Here is a 21774-nt window from a genome sequence, read left to right on the forward strand (position 1 = left end):
TTTACTTTTTTGAAACCCGAGGTGTTTAATCGGGTGTATCGGTATCTATAAGTTGGGTTAGCTCCAGAAATGCTGTTACAGATAATTGTTCTGGGCGCTTGTCAAAGATACTATTTGCTTTTAAATTATGAGATAGATTATAACTTTTTAAACTATTTCGGAGTGTTTTTCTGCGTTGTTGAAAGGCTTGTTTTACTACCTGAAAAAATAGTTTTTCGTTACAAGGTAGCTGTATGTTTTCTTTGCGTTTTAATACCAAAACACCAGAATCTACTTTAGGCGGCGGATTGAAAACGTTTGGTGGCACGGTAAATAAATAGCTGGCCGTATAAAAAGCTTGGGTTAATACCGATAAAATACCGTACACCTTATTGCCTTCTTGCGCACATATACGCTGCGCCACTTCTTTTTGAAACATGCCAGCAAATTCCGGAACTTGCCGGCGCATTTCCAGTGTTTTAAATACAATTTGTGAGGATATATTATAAGGAAAGTTGCCTATTATGGCAAATTGCTGGTCTTTAAAAATGCTGCTAACATCGTATTTTAAAAAATCCTGTTCTATAACCCGGTCTGCTAAATTTAGATAGTTGTTTTTTAAATAGGCAACAGATTCTGTGTCTATTTCTATAACGTGGGTGGTAATGTCCTTTTTTAGTAGGTATTTTGTGAGCACGCCCATACCTGGTCCAATTTCCAAAACATGCTTGTAGCCTTTGTAGGATAAAGTGTTGGCAATTTTTTCCGCTATGGTTTCGTCGGTTAAAAAATGTTGGCCTAGGTGTTTTTTAGCTTTTACAGACATGTTTTTAAATTTAGTTGTGTTTTCGGGACACGTGACTTATTTAGGAGCCACTTGAAATTCTTCAATTACTTCCAGCTCGGTGCGAAATGCCAGCATTTTATCGGCAAATTTTTTATGACCTTCCATTTGTAGTTTGTCGGCATCATGCTTATAGTAGCGTTCCAAAGCGTCTCTAGAATGCGCTCTATACTGAACAGAATAGGTTATACCGCCCATATCTTCAGTAACTAATACCCGTGTTAGTTTGGCTTCTGAAAAATGTCCGGTAGCCAAAACTTTAGGAATATGGTCCGTTTTTAGCCATGTTAACCAGTTGTCGTGAACACTTGTGTCTATATTAATGGTAACATTATAAATAATCATAGCATTAGGTGTAAAAGGAATAGTATTAAAATGTGCCACAAATTACCGATGTTTGATAACAGTATCAAAAGGTTTTAGGCTTTTTATGCAAAATTAGGGCTGTTTTAATTTACGTTATCGCCGCGTAACAGACGGAAACGTTTTCGGGCCTCAACAAAATAAATACTATCTTGATGATTAAATATAATTTGTTCGTAATAGCTTTTTGCTGTGGCCGGATCATTTAGGTGCTTCTCGTAAATTTGTGCTAATGAAAAATAGGCGTCGTCTGCTAATATATCCTCTTTAAAATTAGCTATAATACGTTGGTAATTGGTAATTGCTTTTTCAAAGTCTTTATTATTTTCATATAGCTTGGCTTGCTTATAAAGTGCTTGATCCTCTATGGATTGCCCTTTGTAGTTTTCCAGAATGGTATTTAACAGTTTAATGGCCTCCAGCGGCTTATTTTGGAATGCCATAAGGTCTGCTTTGGCATACAATTTTAGGGCAGCTTGTGTGGAATCTTCAAACTTGTTGTCGGTTATTAATAGCATAAGGTCCAAGGCATCGTTGGCTATAAGCTGGGATGTTGAGGATTTTAACACCTTAAGTTGCGACTCGGCCCATTTAAAATCGCCTTTGTAATAACTGGTTTGTGCCACTTTAAAGCGCGCTTCTTGAGCTAGTGTGCTGTTTTTTAGGTTGCGTTGTATTTGTGTAAAATAAATAAGGGCTTCGTTAAATTTTTCTTGAAGCACCAGAATATCGCCTAGAGCTAGTTTAACCTGACCTTCTTCTAATGGACTAAGAGGTAATTCTAAACTCTGTTTTAAAAATTGGGTACCCGCTTTTGGGTCTTGTTTGTAAAATGCTAGAAAATGCGCGTAAGCAATTTGTAATTTTAAGGTTTGTATGGAGGTGCCAAAGGTGTTAAAAAGTTCCAGATAAGTAGCTTCTATAGCTGTTATGTTGGTTTGTGTTTTTAAATCTATTTGAAGCAAATTGTAGTGTGCGCCAATTTGTACATCTGGATTTTGAGCGGTTTCTGCTAAATAGGTAAAAATGGTTTTTGCTGCCTCGTAATCGGTGTCGTTCATGGCTATAAAAGCCAGTTCTTCTATCCGGTTTAAGCTTTCTGGTTGCCTGTTAAAGATAGCTTTTTCCTGTGCAAAAGCTTTTTTGTAATCTTTTTGCTGGATAAACAGCCAGCTTAACAGCTCGTTCCATAATAAGTTGGGCGTTTGTTGTATATTTTTAAGCAAAATACCTCTAAGAATGGCGTTGTTTTCATTGTCGGCATCTTCAGTTATAAAATCGCTCATGGCTCGTTTTATAGTGCTAACATAGGAGTTGTTGGTGTTTATAAATTGGAGGTAGCTTTCAAACATTTTTTCAACATTACCTTGTTCGCCATAAATACGGGCTAGCTGAATATTAAAGTTTAAACTGGGTTTAAGCTCGGTGGCTTTTAAATAGGTGGCAATAGCTTGGTCCAACAAAGAGCGGTTTTCAAAAAACTTACCAACCGAATAGGCGTAATTAGGATTGGTGGCAACGGACTCAATGGCTTTCGTGTAATTTTGTGTAGCTTGTTCTGTATTTTGTTTAAGCTGGTAATTATACCCTAATTCCACGTACAAAGCCGGATAGTTTATACGATTTATTTGGCTAATAATTAAAGCTTCTGCCTGATCCAGTTGTTCTAGCTGTTGGTGTGTTTTAACAAGCTCTAAAAAGTAATTGTTATTGTTGGCCGATTTGTTATACAGTTCTTGATAGGCAATTAAGGCTTTTTCGAACTCACCGTTTTTAACGTATTCTTTTGCCAGTAAGTCTTCTTGCGAAAACACACTAGTGCCTAATAATAACATACATAAGAATAAAAACCGCATAGTATTTGTTTGTGTAAAGATACTAAAAGTGGATTTTAGAAGCTGTGAATGTTATTATAAAAAAATGCCTGAATAAAATCCAGGCATTTACCTACCAAAATAAAGGTGCTATTAACCAGTGTGTAAAACAAAAGGAATCAATTATTTGGAAGGCTTTATTGGTATAAAAGCTGCGCAGCTAGTTTGTAAGGAGTGTTGAACAACAGCTTTTAAAAAAATTCGAAAAATAATAAGGGCTGTAAGTATGGGCAGGCCAAAAAAAGGCGCGTGCGTGTGTAAACCGTATTCGGGTTTTCATAAAAGTAGGTTTTAAGTTTTTGGTAGCACTAATTTCTAAAATATATAGTAATCAGACAAGTAAAACCAAAGAAAATCGATAAGATACAAGCTTCCTTGCATGCTATCGATTTTCTTAACACGGACTAGGTGTTTATATTTTATAATTAAGATGTTAGTCTATAATTGAAAAACCCGTATAAGGCACCAAAACCTCTGGAATTACAATGCCCTCTGGTGTTTGGTAGTTTTCTAAAATTCCGGCTAAAACGCGTGGTAAGGCTAACGAGCTACCATTTAAGGTATGGGCCAATTCGTTTTTACCTTCGTTATTTCTAATACGAAGTTTTAAGCGGTTGGCTTGAAAGGTTTCAAAATTGGAAACCGACGAAATTTCTAACCAGCGGTTTTGAGCTGTTGAAAACACTTCAAAATCGTATGTCATAGCCGATGTAAACCCTAAATCGCCTCCGCATAATCGTAAAATACGATAAGGCAATTTCAGTTCTTGTAAAATACCTTTTACGTGGTTTACCATACCATCCAATGCTTGGTAAGAATCCTCTGGGCGTTCAATACGTAAAATTTCTACTTTATCAAATTGGTGTAGCCTATTTAAGCCACGCACGTGCGCGCCATAGCTTCCAGCCTCACGTCTAAAACAAGGTGTGTAGCCTGTAATGCTTATAGGTAAATCGGTTTCGTTTAGGATAACATCTCTAAAAATGTTGGTGGCAGGAACTTCGGCAGTTGGGATGAGGTATAAATCGTCCTCTGTTACATGATACATTTGGCCTTCTTTGTCTGGTAGTTGGCCGGTGCCAAAACCAGAAGCCTCATTTACTAACAAGGGTAATTGGTATTCTTTATAGCCAGCTTCTGTATTTTTATCTAAAAAATAGGCAATAAGTGCGCGTTGTAATTTAGCACCTTTGCCTTTGTAAACCGGAAAACCAGCACCCGTAATTTTGTTGCCCAATTCAAAATCGATGATATCGTATTTTTTTGCTAATTCCCAGTGTGGTAAGGCCTGCTCGTGTAGTTCTGGAATAGTACCTTCGGCAAAAATTTCTTCATTTTCTGCTTCCGAATTACCTGCAGGTACTAGTTCGTTAGGTACATTAGGAATTTTGTACAACAATTCGTTTAATTCGGTTGCGGTTTGACTCAAATTGTCTGTTAGGGTTTTAGATAGTGTTTTTAGTTCTGTACTGCGTACCTTTAAACTATTGGCTTTTTCAGCGTCGCCCGATTTGTATAAAATACCAATGTCTTTAGAAAGTGCGTTGGATTCTGCTAAAAGTGAATCAAGTTCTGTTTGCTGTTGGCGTCTTTGCTCATCCAAAGCAATAACCTGATTAATCATGCTGGTAGCATCAATGTGACGTTTTTCTAAACGTTCAATAATCAAATCTTTGTGCGTTCTAATAAACGGTATTTGTAACATGGCATAAAAAATTTAAGCCGCAAATTTACATAATTACCGCGTGAAATAATCTTGTTTTGGGGGTAAAATCCATTCACTATGCGAAAAGGCCGACCATTTTGCTGCTGCCATATCTACTTTAGGGTTTATGAGCGAAATATAAGGCCTGCCGTTTACACTAATTTTACAATCTACATACACGGCAATATCTTGGCCTTTTTCGGCATATTTCTTTTTTAAAATTTGGGCAAACTGCCAAATAACGTCTGGTTTGGTGCTGGCTAAACGCTGTTGTTTTTTGGTTAGGTAGTCGTCCAAATTTATATGATGGGTTTCTTTGGTGTTTTTGTCTTCTACTTGATAAATTACCGAGCCACTTTTGGAACGCAACATCATGCGCCAAGACATGCGGTGCCCCTCTTCGGTCCATAAAACAGATTCTTTAAAAGCATAATGACGCAGTGGTAAGGCTATTTGCACCAAAAAGTAAATGGCAAATACCGTAAGCATTGGTTTTTTGTAGGCTGGTACAATAATTTCCGAACCTTCGTAAAAGGGTTTGTTTTTTAAAAATAGTTTGTGAATTAATTTTGGTTCAAAAAAGAATACGGCAAAAGCTAACGATAAGTAAGGGAATATGCCAACTTGAAATACAACAGAATTGAATAAATGAAAAAACAGCGATGCATAGAAAGCCCATTTTCTGGTAGGTTTATACAGTAGGAAAGGAATAACCAGACCGTCGTAAAGAATACCCCCATAGGCTAAAAAATAATGTAGCCACTCGTTTTGAAGCAGCGGCCCAATTACATAATAATGTTCTTTACTTTTCATTAAAATAGCCATAACCGACGCGTCCAGCCAGTCTGGGTAAAGTTTAGCAATAGAGCCGTAGGTGTATACAATAAACATTTGTAGGACAAAAATATAGCGGCACCAGTTTGGCATGGCTATGCGCGTAATACTTGGGTTTTGCTTGGCATCTATAGAGCTGTGTTTATGCGCCGGCAAAATAACCATTATGGCACTCAAGAGTATGAGTAAATAATAATGGTTGTTATAGGAGGCTTTTTGCATGAAATAAGTAGCGGCCCACATAATTGTAAAAATGAACGCACTTAAGCGGTATTTGTAGCCTAGCATTATAAATAGACCAAACACTCCCATAATAAGGTAATAAACATACATACCAATTCCGGGAAGGGGTTGAAGCCATTCGAAACCAATAAACGAGAAAGTAAATTGAGGCTCTATGAGTGTGCGGTTAATCCAGCCGGTAAAAATAGCGCCAACCGATTCTAAAAAGCAGAGTGCTCCAAACATTATTCGGAACACGATTAACGATGAATTATCTACCTGCTTAAAAAGAAAATTAGTTATTTGCATGCGTTTGAAGGTATTGTAAAGCGGCGTTTTTATCCTTTTGTAACTGTATTTTTAAATCGGCTACGGAATTAAACTTCTGTTCGTCTCGGATGCGGTGTAGCATACATACAGTTAGTTTTTTATAGTATAACGAAGCCTGTAAGTTAAAGAAATTAATTTCAACAGATTGGGTATCTGTTTCGTTAACAGTAGGGTTGGTGCCAATATTCATCATGCCATAAAACGTTTCATTTTCTATATGGGCCTTTATAACATAAACCCCGTGGCGTGGAATAAGTTTGTACTTTTCTGCAATATATAGGTTGGCGGTTGGAAAGCCAATTTGCTTGCCTAGTCCTTTGCCGTGTACAACGGTACCATTTAGCATATAATGGTAGCCTAAATAACTGTTTGCTGTTTGGATGTCGCCATTTTCAAGGGCAGTTCGTATTTTCGTGGAGCTAACAGAAACGTCGTTTATATCTTGCGCGGTAATTTCTTCTACTTGAAAATCGTGTTTTTTTCCAAAGTCACGCAAATCGTTAATATTAGCTGTTCTATTTCTGCCAAAATGATGGTCGTAGCCTATAATTACTTTTTTAGCATGCAAAGTATCTACAAGAATGTTGGATACAAAAGCCTCTGCACTTAATCGCGAAAATGCTTTTGTGAATTTTTTTACCACTAAATAATCCAGTCCTAACGATTCTAGTATTGCGGCTTTTTCATCTAACGTGTTTAGTAGTTTTATTGACGGATCTTTCTGCAAAACCATACGTGGATGAGGGAAAAAAGTGAGTATGGCAGATTTTAAATTATTTTTTTTTGCAGAAGAAACCAACCGTTCAATAATTTTTTTATGCCCAATATGGACACCATCGAAGGTGCCAATGGTAACAACGGTATTCGTTTTAAAGTCGCTTTGCAGCGTTTGTATTATTTTCAAGGTATTCGGTGTTTTTACAAAAATATAAAAGCGGATTGATATAAATACCAATCCGCTTTTAAGTTTTAAAAGAAACGTTTGTTATTTCTTAATAAACGGCAATGCTATTTGATTAGCGTTTTGCGTTAGTCTAATAAAATACATCCCGTTGCTTAAACCAGAGGTATTAATTAGTAAATCTGATTCGTTTTGAACAGACTTGCTTAAAACCACTTGGCCAAGCATGTTGTAAACCGCATAGCTATCTGGCAATAAATTGTTTGCCGCCTTAATGGTTAATTGGTTAGATACCGGGTTTGGAAACATACTAAAGTTGTTTGCCAAGTTGTTTTCTACACTTAAAGAGGCATTTAATGGCCCAAAGTAGAAAGTTCCGTTAAGATCGGTAAAACCAGCTTGTAGTGTTACATTATTATTAAAATAGGCTACAGTAGCCGCTACAACTTCTTGTACAGTGCCATCTACTTCTCGTAAAATATAAAGGTCTGCACGTGGTTTTCCGGTAGCAGTTTCCCAACCAGCAATTTCAGCCTCTGTAAAGTAGAAAGTAGCTGTGGCATTACCTGTTGTATTGGAGTTAGTAGCAGCTAAAGTGAACGTTTTGTTCATTACAAATTCGGTTGGATCTGGATTCTCAAATAATTGCGATCCGGTACCTTCCCGACTTACAGATACGTTTAAACAACCGTAATCGTAAGCATCGTTATTTTGCAGTCTCGCCATAACATTGCCAGTTGTAGCATCATAAGCATAAGCATTTCCAGTTCCTTTAAATTCCATGTTAGCTGCTGTTGCAGTATTAACGGTAGTTTGAATATCGGTTTGCGTAGCTGTAATCACACTAAAATCGTCAACCATTAGCATATACACATCAGCGGACGTGTTGTGAATACCAATTCTAATATCTTGGTTGTTGTATGCAGACAAATCAATAGTAACTTCACCCCAAACACCAAATGGCGCGGTTTCAGATGCGGCAGAAATAATAGTGAAGTCGGATCCAGAAGTTGGTACCCCAGTTCCTGTGTAAACGCCAACATTAAAGCTTTCTAAACCATAAGAGCTAGATAAGGATTTTACATAAAATGTAACCGAACTTCCCGATGTACCTAATGCTAAAACCGGCGATATTAACCAATCGTTGTTTGAAGTAGTGGCTCCTTCTGGAATTCCAGCCCAAGATGCTGCGTATTTAGCACCACTACGCGGATCGAAATTACGGTTTTCGCCGTCTGCACCTGCAGAGTTTGTAGCCGCAGTTGGTGTTGTTGCAGATGGGTTAAATATTTGAAACGCCATTGGAGAAAATACATTCGGGTAAGTTGGATCTTCTACACCACCAGCGTAAGTTGGTAAACCGTCTAAATCTAAAGTTATCCAATCGCCAATATTTTCAATTATAAAATTGGTGTAACTTTCAAAATCGTCATTAAAAATAGTTTGAACTGAACCGTCAGCTGGTGCAATATCGTCATCTAAAATGGTGTATGTAAAAGTTGACCCATTTGGCGACAATGTAGCATCGCCAGTGGTGGTAAGGCTCATGGTTATGACAATGGTTTCATCTGTTTCTATAAAACCATCTTGATACACCCGTAATGTTAGGTTTTGGTTAGCGTTAGACCCGGCAGGGAATGTAACACTTGGCGTAATTAATTCATAATCGGCTAAATTGGTTGCCGTACCACTTAAGGAAAAGGTAACCGTAGCATCTGCAGACGGGGCCATACCAATAGCCATTGGAATAGTTATATCTGCTTGGGCGCAACCCGTGCCTTCTAAACCTTCTAATGCCAAGGTACTGAACCCAATTACGGGCGCAGTATTACCGGTTGTAGAGTTTGGTAAATTAGAAATACCATCCGCATTTTCTAATACAGTTAACATTCTACTAACTTGGTCTGCTGTAAAAATATTCATACAGGCATCGTTTGTATAATCCATGTAATTTTCAACCATGTCTCTTATGTTATCACAAGTGGTTTGGTTGGTTGGACAACCAAAATTGGAAGATGTACTTTGAGGTGTATCTGGACAGAAATCATTACCACAGTTAGAATCACCCCAAATATGGCGTAAACCAATCCAGTGACCAATTTCATGTGTTAATGTACGGCCTGCATTATAGGGCGCTGCCGTTCCTGGGTTTGCTAAAGAACCAATACTACCTGGAATTACTACTACACCATCTGTAAGAGCAGAGCCACCATTTTGAGGCATACCTGGTAAGGTAGAGTTAGAGGGAAATTGCGCGTAGCCTAAAACGCCACCACTTAAATTAGCACTCCAAATATTAGCATATAATGAGCGGTCCCAAATGGTTGCTGGTTTTATAGTGGCATCCATTTGGTTTGTTGTAATGGTTCCTGGATAACCGTAAACGCGGTTTATACCAGGTTCTGGCAATAGCACACCATTAGGATCTACCTGTGCAGGAATAAAATTAATTTGAGCTGAAGCGGCTGCTGGATGGGTGCTTCCAGACAAATTGTTGAAATCCAAATTCAACTGATCTATTTGTGCTTGAATTCTTGCGGCTGAAATATCGTTAGCATCGCCTTGAGAACCAGTTATTACATGAAAAATAATAGGGATGTTAACTTCTGTGTTTCTATAAGTGCCATTTGCTATTTGGTTAGCAATACGCTGTTCACGCTCTAAAATTAGGGGCGCCAACCATTCTTCAAAAGCATCTTTCGATGGTAAATTCGGGTTGTTTTGTCTGCGTAAGGCATCCATTTCTTCTGTTACGCAACGTACGTAACCCGTTTCTTGCAAATGTCTTTGGTTTTCTGGGGTAAGTTGTAGTGTTTCATTTTGGGCTTGATTAGGGGCCGATTTTTGTTGTGCCTGAATACTAAACACGCCTAGTGATAATAGTAAAAGCCAGACAACCTTTAAGTTGTTTTGTTTCATGTTAAAGATTAAAAAAGTTTGTTTTTAAGTGGGTTAATCCATTTAGTTATTTAGAAACCCTAAAAATAAGTAAACCTTATTGATTATTCCTGTAATTCTTGTAAAAAGTTGGGAAATTCTAATTTTTTGGTTTAAAATTATGTAAATCGCGTAATTTACAGTAATTTAACATCCCATTAACAAAATTAGATTTTCATGAAAAAAGTTACAAAACATCATTTTAAATGGACCCAAATTCAGCTGTTAATAGCTGTGTTTTTGTGTGGTTCGGCCCTAATGGCTCAACAAAGCTCTAGTTACTGGACACCGGCTTCCAAGAGTGCTTTTTCGAAGGTAGAGAAAGTACACCGGGCATCGCACCCGCATACTTTCGAGGTTTTTAGTCTGGATATGCAGGCTTTTAAGTCTGTTATACAACGAGCGCCATTACGAAGTGAAACGGCCACGCGCTCCAATGTTATCGTTGAATTTCCCGTTGGAAACGGAAAATTAGAGAAATTTATGGTTTCAGAGTCTCCAATTATGGAACCAGGCCTAGCCGAAAAATACCCCATGATTAAAACGTATAAAGCTGTTGGTGTAGACGATCCCACAGCCACCATGCGTTTTAGTGTCACGCAATTTGGGTTACATACCATGATGCTTTCTGGTATTAGAAGCGCCGTGTATATAGATCCGTACACAGCGGACAGACAAACATATATGGTGTACAGTAGAAATTCGTTAGGCGAAGATTTACAAGGTTTCGAATGCTTAACAGATGAAAACGTTAACTTAAACTCGCTTACCAACGAGCGCGCTTCTAGTACTGCCAATACCGACGATAGAAAATTACGAACTTACCGTTTAGCACAGTCATGTAACGGCGAGTACGGCCAAATTTTTGCGGGCACAGGTAGCATTGCGCAACAAAAAGCCAATGTACAGGCTCAAATGGTTTTAACAATAAACCGTGTAAATGAAATTTACGAGCGCGATTTGGCTATTACCCTTGTTTTTGTAGCTAATAATGATGCTGTTATTTACTTGAATCCGGCAACCGACCCTTGGACAGGCGAGTTTAATACCACAACAGCAGTGACTCTAGATAATGTTATAGGGCCAAATAACTACGATATTGGTCATAATTTTAATACCACGGGTGGTGGAAGTGCTGGTTGTTTAGGTTGTGTGTGCTCTACACAAAATCAATCTAGTTTTCACAAAGGTAGAGCCTATACTGGGCGTCCTGATCCAACAGGCGATCCGTTTGATATTGATTATGTAGCTCATGAAATGGGCCATCAGTTTAACGGCTGGCACACCATGAATACCTGTAGCCGTTCCGGAAATGGTACAACCGAGGTGGAACCAGCATCAGGAAGTTCTATTATGGGTTATGCAGGAATTTGTGCAACCAATGTACAAAACAATAGCGATGCGCATTTTAATTACGTAAACGTGCGCGATATTGCATCTAACATTCAATTTGGTGTAAGCAGCTCTTGCGATGTAGAAACTAATTTAGCTAACCAACCGCCAGTAGCCAATGCGGGGCCAAATTTTACCATTCCAAAAAGTACAGCTTATGTACTAAAAGGTACGGCAACCGATCCAGATGGGTTGGCATCTTTAACGTATAATTGGAGTCAAAACGACCCAGAGCAAGCTCCAGGATCAGGCGCTCCACAACCAACTTGGACGCAAGGACCTTTGTATCGTTCTGTTTTACCTTCGGTATCGCCAAACAGATATATGCCAAAATTAAGCGATGTAGTAGCTGGAAATTTAACGCCAACCTGGGAGGTAACACCATCGGTGGCGCGGAATATGGAATTTGCCTTTATGGTAAGAGACAATGGTAGTGGTTTTCCTGCTGGAATTGGCCAAACCGATGCCGATTTAATGACCGTAACCGTAAGTGGTAACGCTGGACCTTTTGCGGTAACCTCGCAAAATAGCCCGGGAATTGTTTGGGCAGAGGGCGAAACAAAAACCATAACTTGGGATGTAGCTGGAACAACTGCTAATGGCATAAATACCAGCAATGTTAACATACTATTGTCTACTAACAACGGTGTTAGTTTTGATACGGTACTGGCTTCCAATGTCCCTAATGACGGGTCGCATGATATTGTAGTTCCTAATTTTTTAACCACAACGGCACGCATTATGGTAGAGGCTGTTGGTAATATTTTCTATGCAGTATCAAGCACAAACTTTTCTATTATAAGTAACGACCCAACGTTTATTGTAACTAATACAAACGGCGACCAAGGAACCTGCGGATCTACTTCGGTAAGTTTTGAATTTGATTACACAGCCATAAATGGTTTTAACGAAACAACCACTTTTTCTGCTACCGGAAATCCACCGGGCAGTGTGGTGGTGTTTTCTCCAGCAACCATATCAAATACAGGGACAGTAGTAATGGATATTAGTAATTTAGGAGGCGCCGCAGAAGGCGATTATGTTATAACCGTTACCGGAGCCGCACAAACCGTTTTTAAAGATTTAGAGGTAACCTTAACGGTAAATAATGGGGTTTGTGCCTCTGTAGGAAATACCTTGTACGGTACAGGTACACAAGGTGTTGTATTTGGTACAATTAGTAATTTGAATACAGGTAAACCTTCTGGATATAGCGATTATACAGCTATTTCTACAGATGTAAACCGCGACGAGGCCTACGACTTATCTGTGTATTACGATCCCGACGGACCGTACCAAACCATTACCTACGTGTGGGTGGACTGGAACCAAAACTGTAGTTTTGACGACCCAGGCGAGCAGTACGATTTAGGAACCAACCCAGGCAGTGCCACCAGCAATAATTTACTATCTGCAAATTCGCCTTTATCTATTACAGTGCCAGCTAACGCAGCATTAGGAAATACCGTAATGCGTGTTACAACAAAATATACCAATCCAGGTGAAAACGATTTTCCAACATCCTGCGAAAATGGTCATGATGGCGAAGTAGAAGATTACACCGTTAATGTGCTTGCGTCGTTGTCTACAAACGAGTTTGCAGTTTCGGAGTTTTCGGTATTCCCAAATCCAAATAATGGTAGTTTTACCATTAAAATGTCGGGTGTTACCGAAACGGTATCTGTAGCCGTTTACGATTTAAGAGGCAGACGCGTGTTTGCCGATACGTTTACAGAAAGTTCGGAATTTAGTCAAGTAGTAAACCTTAACAACGCTGCTGCAGGAATGTATTTGCTGCAAGTTACGGAAGGTGCTAAAACAACTACTAAAAAAATAATTGTAGAATAAATAGTGTATTTAGCAACACAAAAAAAAAGGGAAGTTACAAAACTTCCCTTTTTTTATTTACCATTAAAACTGTTCATAGTATTGTTAACGCCTGCTGTACCAAACGACTTAATAAGTTCTACACTTTTTTCTAAACGTTCTGGTAATAATTTATTTTCGGCATCTGTCCAGTTACCTAACACATAATCTACTTGGCGGCCTTTGCTAAAAGCGTCGCTAATACCAAATCTAAATCGGTTGTATTTGGTTGTGTTTAGTTTTTCCTGAATATCTTTTAAACCATTGTGGCCGCCATCGCTACCTTTTGTTTTAAGGCGAATACTGCCAAAAGGTAAGTTTAAGTCGTCTGTAATAACCAACAAATTTTCCAAAGGAATTTTTTCTTTAGTAAGCCAGTACAGTACTGCTTTACCACTTAAATTCATGTAGGTACTTGGTTTTAACAAGATAAAAGTGCGGCCTTTATATCGGTAGCTAGCTAGGTCGCCTAGTTTATCGGTAGTAAAGGACAAGCTTTCTTTTTCGGCTAGAAAATCGATTATTTTAAAGCCAATATTATGGCGTGTATTTTGGTATTTTTCGCCAATATTTCCAAGCCCCACAATTAGGAATTTTTTCATAGTATCTGTGTCGTCCGTTTTAAACGCGTTTGTTTTAGTTGCTTTTAAGAAAGAAAAAAATTTAAACATGGTTTTCTAGGTGGTGCAAAAATAAAAAAGCATTCTGATTCCCAAAAAAATAGGGGTTCAGAATGCTTTTATTAAAACTATTTAAAAAAGGTTTATTCGTCTGCTTCCGCTTCTGGAGCGTTATCTGCACCTTCTTCGTCTTCGTCTTCATCAATCGTGATAGACATAGCTGCTCTAGCACGTTTAATTTGGCAAACAACTGTATTTGGTGCGTGCATGATTTTGTAGTCGTCGTTTTCTAAAGCCGTAACGTACAATTTAGCCCCAATTTTTAAAGGTGTAATGTCTATTTCAATAAAGTCTGGTAGTAAGTTTGGCAATGCTTTAACGCGCAATTTACGTGCGTTTTTACGTAAAACACCACCTGCTTTAACACCGCGAGAGTTACCTACAAAACGTACTGGAATTTCCATGGTTATTGGTTTGTCTTCAAATAACTGGTAGAAATCGATGTGTAGAATTCTGTCTGTTACTGGGTGAAATTGAATGTCCTGTAAAACGGCATTGTATTCGTCGCCATTATCTAAAGAAATTACAACTGTATGCGCATTAGGCGTATATACCAGTTTTGAAAATGCAAGCTCTTCAGCATTAAAATGTACTGGTTTATCACCTCCGTATAATACGCAAGGTACCTGTCCAGCATTACGTAAGGCTTTTGTTGCTTTTTTGCCCACGCTTTCTCTTTGAGATCCGTTAATTGTAATTGATTTCATTGTTTATATATAATAATTATTAATATTCATTTATTTTCAAATTTGTAAGCGAGCCCTTTTACAAGGTGTTACATAACAAATTTGGAACTAATAGATTTGTTGTAATGTACATTTTGCATGACTTCAGCAAACAGTTTAGCACAACTTAACACGCGAATTTTAGAGCTTTCCTGTTTTAAAGGGATGGAATCGGTTACAATTAATTCTTGTAATTGCGAGTTTTCCAAACGCTCATAAGCTTTACCCGATAAAATAGGATGGGTACAAATGGCGCGCACACTCAAGGCGCCCCGTTCCATCATAACATCGGCGGCTTTGGTTAAGGTGCCTGCGGTGTCCACCATATCGTCTACAAGTACCACATTTTTTCCGGTAACGTCGCCAATTAGTTCCATGTGAGAAATAACGTTGGCCTTGGCGCGTTGCTTATAGCAAATAACCACATCGCTTTCAAGTGCTTTGGAATAGGCATAGGCACGTTTAGAACCTCCCATATCCGGCGATGCAATGGTTAAATTATCTAATTTTAAGCTTTGTAAATACGGTAGGAAAATAGTGGATGCAAATAAATGGTCCACTGGTTTTTCAAAAAATCCTTGAATTTGGTCGGCGTGCAAATCCATGGTTATAATACGTGTGGCCCCTGCAGCCTCCAACATTTTGGCAACTAACTTTGCAGCAATAGGAACACGTGGTTTGTCTTTTCTGTCTTGTCTGGCCCAGCCAAAATACGGTATTACTGCCGTAATGTGCCTAGCAGATGCGCGTTTAGCGGCATCTATCATTAATAAAAGTTCCATTAAATTTTCTGGACCTGGGTTTGTAGACCCCACAATAAACACACGAGCCCCACGAATAGACTCCTCGTACGATGGCTGAAATTCACCATCGCTGTACGTAGATGTTATCACATTACCCATTTTAACGCCAAAAGCATCCGCTATATTTTGGGCTAAAACGTTGCTTTGCGTACAAGTAAAAATTTTGGCTTCTGTTTGCGCGTTTAACATGGTTAATTAGTTGTATGGTAGCTGTTTAAATTGTGTTTTTAATAACAAGCTGCAAATTTATGAATTTATTTTACTCCGCAGGTATAAAATGATGTATTTTTAATTACCTGAATTATTTTGGGTTGCATAGTGGACTTTCTTGTAAAACGCTTCTGTAAAATTTAGTGGGTTTGCCGGTTTTGTATACAGGTATCAAAGCAATTTCAAAAATAAATCGGGAATTTTAATCTATTTATATATATGCTACTAGCGTTTTTATTAATTTTTTTAGGTTTTGCTAGCTTAATTTTTGGTGCTAATGGTTTGGTAACAGGTGCTTCTTGGCTAGCAAAAAAGAATAAGGTATCCGATTTGGTAATAGGACTCACCATTGTAGCCTTTGGTACTTCAGCTCCCGAGTTGGTTGTTAACTCGGTTGCCGCTTTTAATGGTTTTTCAGATATTGTTTTTGCCAATATTATAGGCAGTAACAATTTTAATTTGTTTGTTATTCTTGGTGTTGCTGGCTTAATTTATCCTATAACGGTGCAATCCTCAACCGCTTGGAAAGAAATTCCGTTGTCCTTGCTAGTGGCCGTATTGTTGTTAGCCCTTGCCAATAATTTTTTCGTATTCCCAAATCCACAAATATCCCGATTGGATGGTTTGGCACTGGGTCTTATTTTTTTGGGTTTTATGTATTATGTGTTTAGGCAATTACAGCGTGAAACTACACCAACAACCACCATTGTGCAGCAGTCTACATTAAAAATTTGGATGTTTATTGTATTAGGTATGGTAGGTTTGCTTATTGGTGGCAAGCTAGTGGTTTCCAATAGTATTGCAGTAGCCACCCAGTTGGGTATAAGTCAAAAAGTAATAGGCATTACCATTATTGCTGCTGGAACTTCATTGCCTGAATTAGTAACCTCTGTGGTGGCAGCTTTCAAAAAAAATAGCGATATAGCTATAGGCAACGTAATAGGCTCCAATATTTTTAATATGTTATTTGTATTGGCCATAAGTGCGCTAATAAATCCGGTGGCTTACAGCGTTAATTTTAATCTGGATTTACTTATTTTAATTGGCGGTACTTTATTTCTGCTTTTGGGAATGTTTACGGGCACGCGAAAACGTTTGGACCGCTGGGAGGCCGGCGTATTGCTTTTATGCTACGTAGTTTACACCGCATTTATCCTTATGAAAGAAGTTGCCTAACCAACAAAAGCCGGCTTTTGAAAACATTTTGTAGCTGCTTATCATTTACGGCAAATAAACCCGGTTTGTGGTAACCAACACTTAATTTTACTGTTAAAAACATAATAGGAAAACAAGGGCTGGATGGACTACATGGTGGAATTTAATAAAAGTGAAGATTTGATAAAGAAAAACTTCTTTTTTTAGCGGATAAAGATTAAATTTGCAGGCACTTTAGCTCAAGTGGCGGAATTGGTAGACGCGCTGGATTCAAAATCCAGTTCTTTCGGGAGTGTGGGTTCGATTCCCACCTTGAGTACTAGGTTAAACCGTAAACAATTGTATTTTAAATGTTTACGGTTTTTTGTTTAGTGATTTTCCCGAAAATTTCCCGAAAATTTTTTAATTTTTACCTCTTTAATTCGGTTTAACGTTCATTAGTCTGTATTAATTTTTTAATGAATCTTTTCTGTCGCTTTTCTATTTACCTTTCTGCTATTATTACTATTTTAGTCTTTAAATAAAATTTAAGCTATTAATGTCATTATATCAAGTTTCCGTATTAAAGCAACATTTAAATCTACAAAATCAAGATGTTGTTCTTAAGGCCTACAAAAACTATAGTAAATATTTTTTAAATTCAACCATTCAAGAAAACATACGTAATTCTAAAGAAGAGGAGTATCAAGGTATATTTTTAACTGAATTATTTGGAAATATTTTAGGTTATACCTTAAAACCAAATGCCGATTTTAACCTAGTTGCCGAATATAAGAATGAAACGAATGCACGGAAAGCGGATGGCGCTATACTGCATAATGATGTTGCTATTGGTGTTATTGAATTAAAAGGAACTAACACAAAAGATTTAGAAAGTATCCGGAAACAAGCTTTCGATTATAAAGTCAATCAAAAAGGTTGCGTGTATGTCATAACCTCAAACTTCGAAAAACTGCGGTTTTATATTAATGATGCGACCGAGTTTGAAGAATTTAATTTGTTCGAGTTATCGCAAGAGCGTTTCGCTTTAATGTATTTATGCCTGCAAAAAGACAACGTAATAAATAATTTGCCTTTAAATATAAAGGAAGCTTCCATTGTGAAGGAGGAGCAAATAACCAAACAGTTTTATAAAGATTATTCATTATTTAAACGGGAACTGTATCGCGATTTGGTAAAACGTAATACCAAAACTATTAAGGCTAACGCCAAATTACGAACTAGTAGTAGTCAACATGAAGACACTCATTCTGAATCATATAAAGCGGAATTAGTCAAGTTAGAGAAAAACATTAAACTAACGCTCTTCAAAAAGTCGCAGAAACTTATAGATCGTTATTTATTTATATTTTTTGCCGAAGATAGAGGCCTATTGCCGGCCAATAGCACCCAACAGATTTTAGATAAGTGGAAAGCTGATATAGATTTCGGTGATGAGCGTCCACTTTACGACCTATTTAAACAGTATTTTAATTTTCTAGATCAAGGACGTAAAGGAACCGCAAGCAGAGCAGAGATATACGCCTATAATGGAGGCTTATTTAAAGAGGATAAACTGTTAGATGGTTTAGAAATAGATAACCAATTACTTTATAAATACACCAAACAGTTAGCAGCTTATGATTTTGAAAGCCAAGTTGATGTCAACATTTTAGGCCATATTTTCGAAAACTCACTAAATGAAATAGAAAGTGTTAATGCCGAAATTGAAGGAGGCGACTTTGATAAACAAACATCCAAGCGTAAAAAAGATGGCGTTTTCTACACACCTAAATACATTACCAAATACATTGTAGAAAACACCATTGGTAAATTATGCGAAGAAAAGAAAACCGAATTAGGTTTTAAAGAAGAAGAATATTTTAAAGGCAGAAAAAACAGAAACAAAGCTACCATTGAAAAGTTGGTATTAATACTAGAAACGTATCGTGACTGGCTTTTACAACTTACCATTTGTGATCCTGCCTGTGGCTCTGGAGCATTTTTAAACCAAGCGTTAGACTTTTTAATTAAAGAACATGCTTATATAGATGAGTTGAAGACCAAAGTACTAGGTGGTGGTTTACAATTTCCCGATATAGAAAATACCATATTAGAAAACAATATTTATGGGGTTGATTTAAACGAAGAATCTGTAGAAATAGCCAAGCTATCCTTGTGGTTACGTACCGCACAGCCAAGGCGTAAATTAAACGATTTAAGTAGCAATATTAAATGCGGAAACTCTTTAATAGATAGCAAAGCAGTAGCAGGCAATAAAGCCTTTAATTGGCAAGAGCAGTTCCCTAAAGTGTTTGAAAAAGGTGGTTTTGATGTGATTATTGGGAATCCGCCTTATGTATTATGCCAGCCATCAAATACAACTGAACCTGTTTTAGATTTTTTTAAAACATTTGAAGTTGCCAGTTATAAAATAGATTTATTTCACTTGTTTTTTGAAAAATCAATCCAAATATTAAATTTTAAAGGTGTTTTAGGCTTTATTACTCCAAATACTTATTTAAATAATAAATATATAAAACCGTTAAGAAATTATATTCTTAAAAAGACTAATATAAAACAAGTTATTAATCACGAAGAAGCTGTTTTTTCTGAAGCAAGCGTTGATGTTTCTACAATAATTTTAGAAAAAAATAAATCTAAAACTAATATTATTGAAGCTTTATATTCTGATAAAAATGGAGTGTTCAATAAAATTACAGAAAAGTTTCAATCTGAATGGGAGAACGATGATGAAAATTTATTTAATCTTAAAGAAAAGTTTACAATAGAATTTAATGACTGTGTTAAGTTAGAAGAAATTTGTAATTCCTATTTTGGTATTCAAGCATACGACAGAAAATCTTCAATTTCAGACATTAAAATTAATGATAATTATTTAGGGGTAATTGATGGGGGAGATATTTTTCGTTATAAATATTCAATCCCTGTTAAATATTTTAATTTTCTACCGGAAAATATTAAAAGTGGAGGAGATTTTGATGTGTACAAAAAAAAACGAATTGTAATTAGGCAGATTGGGAAAACTCCTATCGTTGGGTTATGTAAACCAAATATAGTAACTTCAAATACCTTGTATAATATTTATTTGAAAGATCAATATTACGATTTAGACTATATTTTCGGGATATTAAACTCGAAACTTTTAGAGTATTATTGGTTGTTTAAATACTCGGATGGTAAACAGCTTTTTCCAAAAATTAAAGGTTATCAGTTAAAATCTTTGCCTATTAAAAAAGTTAGTAGTGAGGAGCAACAAATGGTGATTGATAAAGTTCGTATTATGATTGTTTTAAATACAGAGCAACAAAAAAGCGATAATAAATTCCAAAATTATTTAAAACATAAATTTCAATTAACAAAACTATCCAAAAAACTACAAAACTGGCACGAGTTAGAGTTTGGCGAGTTTATAAAAGAATTAAACAAAGCCATAAAAGCAAATAACAAACTAAAAGCTAAACAAGTTGCAGAAGGTGTCATTTCGAGCGCAGTCGAGAAATCTCATCCAATAGAGATGCCAACCCTAACCAAAAAAGATGAGTTTGAGTGGTTAGACCTCTTTGAAGAAAACAAACAAAAAGCACAAGCCTTACAAACTCAAATTAATCAAACAGATAAAGAAATTGATACTATGGTTTATGAGCTGTATGGTTTAACAGATGAAGAAATAGAAATTGTAGAGAATAGTTAAAAGTAGTCATGTTTAAGGAAAATAAATATTTCGGTGAAGTATGGTTTAAGGATTCAGAGGATACTAAATGCTTCTGTGTTCTTGAATTGATAGATGACAAAATATTTATTACTACAAACCTCACCGAAAAATATACAGCTTATCAAATAGACGTGATTTATGGTATGTTCACAGGTTTGGGCTATGTAACCTTTGTTAACTGTAACATTCAGCACGGTAGTACTGGCGTTGTTGAAACTAAAGTTTATATACCTAAATACACTTTTGTTTGTGCCTATCATCTAATAGACCCTAGAAACCTCAAGACAAATGAGTTTCAAATCGATAATGCAGCAATTGTCAAATGGGTAAGAAAAATGAACTGGTATAATTCAATCGAAGATAAGATTGAAAAACAAGAGGACATAAAACACCAAACAGTTATTTCAGAAGACTTAACGCTAACAATTACAAAATCTACTACATACACTTCCAATCACGACTTTTTAAGAATGGATAACGTAGGCTATGTAGATTTCAAGTTAGGAAAGAATTTGAGTATTCTGGAAAGCATAGAGTTTTACAATTCATTCCAAAAATTATTTCATTTCATTTATGGTAAATCTGTTCAGTTTAAGTCCTTTAATTTTAAATGTTTAAGTTGTGGTAAGTGGGCTTCATTATATTATAAGGATGATTTTAATAAGGAGAATATTTCAGGTTTTATTACACTCGATTATGATACAATTAATGAAGATTTATCTAAAATAATTCATCATTGGTTTACGAATCCAGATATTACGTATTGTGCAGATATAATTATGGAAAATTTACTATCTGTTAAAACAAGTCATAGTAGAAGATTTACAAATTCATACTCTGCTTTTGAAGCCTTTAGTTTTAAATTCGGTAAAACATATAGAAATCCAACTGTAGAAAAGTATTTATTAGAGCATAAAGAGTTAATTCATAGAATTACTTCAATTCCTGAAAATGAAATTAAAGGATATGTTTCTAAAATTGTGAGGCATAGGGATTATCTAACTCATCGAAATAAGATTAAGAATAACATTTTTTCTCAATTTGAGTTGCTATACATTTCCTTTTTATTGGATTATATAGTTGGTATTGGATTAATGCGCAAAATGGATGTATCAGCAGAAGTTATGGATAAGATAATGTTAAGAGCAAAATCTACTTATCAAAATATGCAATCAGTCAATAAACTTTTAAATAAAGATGTTTTAGATGACTCATAAGTGACTATAAAACCAAAAAATA

14 protein-coding genes and 1 tRNA gene are annotated in these 21774 nt (G+C 36.5%); 5 read left to right on the forward strand and 10 right to left on the reverse strand.

Going from position 1 to position 21774, the window contains the following annotated elements; all coding sequences use genetic code 11:
• Positions 1–25: 25 nt before the first annotated feature.
• From rsmA to ACFSQP_RS07645, 7 genes are all read right to left on the reverse strand, one after another.
• Complete coding sequence (gene rsmA, locus ACFSQP_RS07615; RefSeq protein WP_376893033.1) at positions 26–805, reverse strand: 16S rRNA (adenine(1518)-N(6)/adenine(1519)-N(6))-dimethyltransferase RsmA; 780 nt, start codon at positions 803–805, stop codon at positions 26–28.
• A 36-nt stretch (positions 806–841) separates the two neighbouring features.
• Complete coding sequence (locus ACFSQP_RS07620) at positions 842–1168, reverse strand: DUF4286 family protein (protein ID WP_376893205.1); 327 nt, start codon at positions 1166–1168, stop codon at positions 842–844.
• A gap of 104 nt (positions 1169–1272) precedes the next feature.
• Positions 1273–3021 carry a tetratricopeptide repeat protein gene (locus ACFSQP_RS07625; RefSeq protein WP_376893035.1) on the reverse strand — a complete coding sequence of 583 codons (1749 nt, stop codon included), beginning with the start codon at positions 3019–3021 and terminating at the stop codon, positions 1273–1275.
• Positions 3022–3493: 472 nt separating this feature from the next.
• Positions 3494–4765: a serine--tRNA ligase gene (serS, locus tag ACFSQP_RS07630; protein WP_376893038.1), complete on the reverse strand. Its 1272-nt coding sequence runs from the start codon at positions 4763–4765 to the stop codon at positions 3494–3496.
• Positions 4766–4798: 33 nt separating this feature from the next.
• Positions 4799–6130 carry an HTTM domain-containing protein gene (locus ACFSQP_RS07635; RefSeq protein WP_376893040.1) on the reverse strand — a complete coding sequence of 444 codons (1332 nt, stop codon included), beginning with the start codon at positions 6128–6130 and terminating at the stop codon, positions 4799–4801.
• A complete protein-coding gene (locus tag ACFSQP_RS07640; protein WP_376893042.1) occupies positions 6117–7055 on the reverse strand; it encodes a bifunctional riboflavin kinase/FAD synthetase in 939 nt (312 codons plus the stop codon). The genes ACFSQP_RS07635 and ACFSQP_RS07640 overlap by 14 nt, the downstream gene beginning before the upstream one ends.
• Before the next feature lie 81 nt (positions 7056–7136).
• Positions 7137–9971 (reverse strand): M43 family zinc metalloprotease, encoded by a 2835-nt coding sequence (locus tag ACFSQP_RS07645; protein ID WP_376893044.1) that lies wholly within the window; start codon positions 9969–9971, stop codon positions 7137–7139.
• Between the two features lie 195 nt (positions 9972–10166).
• Between ACFSQP_RS07645 and ACFSQP_RS07650 the strand changes: the two genes are divergently transcribed.
• On the forward strand, positions 10167–13229 hold the full coding sequence (locus tag ACFSQP_RS07650) for a zinc-dependent metalloprotease (RefSeq protein ID WP_376893046.1): 3063 nt from the start codon (positions 10167–10169) through the stop codon (positions 13227–13229).
• A gap of 53 nt (positions 13230–13282) precedes the next feature.
• On the opposite strand, the gene pth is transcribed toward ACFSQP_RS07650, so the two are convergent.
• The 3 genes from pth to ACFSQP_RS07665 form a co-directional block, all read right to left on the reverse strand.
• A complete protein-coding gene (pth, locus tag ACFSQP_RS07655; RefSeq protein ID WP_376893207.1) occupies positions 13283–13849 on the reverse strand; it encodes an aminoacyl-tRNA hydrolase in 567 nt (188 codons plus the stop codon).
• Positions 13850–14010: 161 nt separating this feature from the next.
• Positions 14011–14634: a 50S ribosomal protein L25/general stress protein Ctc gene (locus tag ACFSQP_RS07660; RefSeq protein ID WP_376893048.1), complete on the reverse strand. Its 624-nt coding sequence runs from the start codon at positions 14632–14634 to the stop codon at positions 14011–14013.
• Positions 14635–14702: 68 nt separating this feature from the next.
• Complete coding sequence (locus ACFSQP_RS07665) at positions 14703–15644, reverse strand: ribose-phosphate pyrophosphokinase (RefSeq protein WP_376893050.1); 942 nt, start codon at positions 15642–15644, stop codon at positions 14703–14705.
• Between the two features lie 240 nt (positions 15645–15884).
• On the opposite strand from ACFSQP_RS07665, the gene ACFSQP_RS07670 reads away from it, so the two are divergent.
• The 4 genes from ACFSQP_RS07670 to ACFSQP_RS07685 all read left to right on the forward strand — a co-directional run bounded on the left by ACFSQP_RS07670 (position 15885) and on the right by ACFSQP_RS07685 (position 21752).
• Positions 15885–16841, forward strand: coding sequence for a calcium/sodium antiporter (locus ACFSQP_RS07670; protein WP_376893052.1), 957 nt, complete (start codon positions 15885–15887; stop codon positions 16839–16841).
• Between the two features lie 216 nt (positions 16842–17057).
• Positions 17058–17139 (forward strand) — tRNA-Leu (locus tag ACFSQP_RS07675).
• A 219-nt stretch (positions 17140–17358) separates the two neighbouring features.
• Complete coding sequence (locus tag ACFSQP_RS07680; RefSeq protein ID WP_376893054.1) at positions 17359–20514, forward strand: Eco57I restriction-modification methylase domain-containing protein; 3156 nt, start codon at positions 17359–17361, stop codon at positions 20512–20514.
• Between the two features lie 8 nt (positions 20515–20522).
• A complete protein-coding gene (locus tag ACFSQP_RS07685) occupies positions 20523–21752 on the forward strand; it encodes an ApeA N-terminal domain 1-containing protein (protein ID WP_376893056.1) in 1230 nt (409 codons plus the stop codon).
• The last annotated feature ends 22 nt before the right edge of the window (positions 21753–21774 follow it).

Source organism: Bizionia sediminis, assembly GCF_042684585.1.
Lineage (GTDB): Bacteria > Bacteroidota > Bacteroidia > Flavobacteriales > Flavobacteriaceae > Algorimicrobium > Algorimicrobium sediminis.

What these genes read in the sequence shown, in the direction of transcription:
- rsmA (WP_376893033.1), bottom strand. Translation starts at nt 805, where the DNA reads ATGTCTGTAAAAGCTAAAAAACACCTAGGCCAACATTTTTTAACCGAC.
- ACFSQP_RS07620 (WP_376893205.1), bottom strand. Translation starts at nt 1,168, where the DNA reads ATGATTATTTATAATGTTACCATTAATATAGACACAAGTGTTCACGAC.
- ACFSQP_RS07625 (WP_376893035.1), bottom strand. Translation starts at nt 3,021, where the DNA reads ATGTTATTATTAGGCACTAGTGTGTTTTCGCAAGAAGACTTACTGGCA.
- serS (WP_376893038.1), bottom strand. Translation starts at nt 4,765, where the DNA reads ATGTTACAAATACCGTTTATTAGAACGCACAAAGATTTGATTATTGAA.
- ACFSQP_RS07635 (WP_376893040.1), bottom strand. Translation starts at nt 6,130, where the DNA reads ATGCAAATAACTAATTTTCTTTTTAAGCAGGTAGATAATTCATCGTTA.
- ACFSQP_RS07645 (WP_376893044.1), bottom strand. Translation starts at nt 9,971, where the DNA reads ATGAAACAAAACAACTTAAAGGTTGTCTGGCTTTTACTATTATCACTA.
- ACFSQP_RS07650 (WP_376893046.1), top strand. Translation starts at nt 10,167, where the DNA reads ATGAAAAAAGTTACAAAACATCATTTTAAATGGACCCAAATTCAGCTG.
- pth (WP_376893207.1), bottom strand. Translation starts at nt 13,849, where the DNA reads ATGAAAAAATTCCTAATTGTGGGGCTTGGAAATATTGGCGAAAAATAC.
- ACFSQP_RS07660 (WP_376893048.1), bottom strand. Translation starts at nt 14,634, where the DNA reads ATGAAATCAATTACAATTAACGGATCTCAAAGAGAAAGCGTGGGCAAA.
- ACFSQP_RS07665 (WP_376893050.1), bottom strand. Translation starts at nt 15,644, where the DNA reads ATGTTAAACGCGCAAACAGAAGCCAAAATTTTTACTTGTACGCAAAGC.
- ACFSQP_RS07670 (WP_376893052.1), top strand. Translation starts at nt 15,885, where the DNA reads ATGCTACTAGCGTTTTTATTAATTTTTTTAGGTTTTGCTAGCTTAATT.
- ACFSQP_RS07680 (WP_376893054.1), top strand. Translation starts at nt 17,359, where the DNA reads ATGTCATTATATCAAGTTTCCGTATTAAAGCAACATTTAAATCTACAA.
- ACFSQP_RS07685 (WP_376893056.1), top strand. Translation starts at nt 20,523, where the DNA reads ATGTTTAAGGAAAATAAATATTTCGGTGAAGTATGGTTTAAGGATTCA.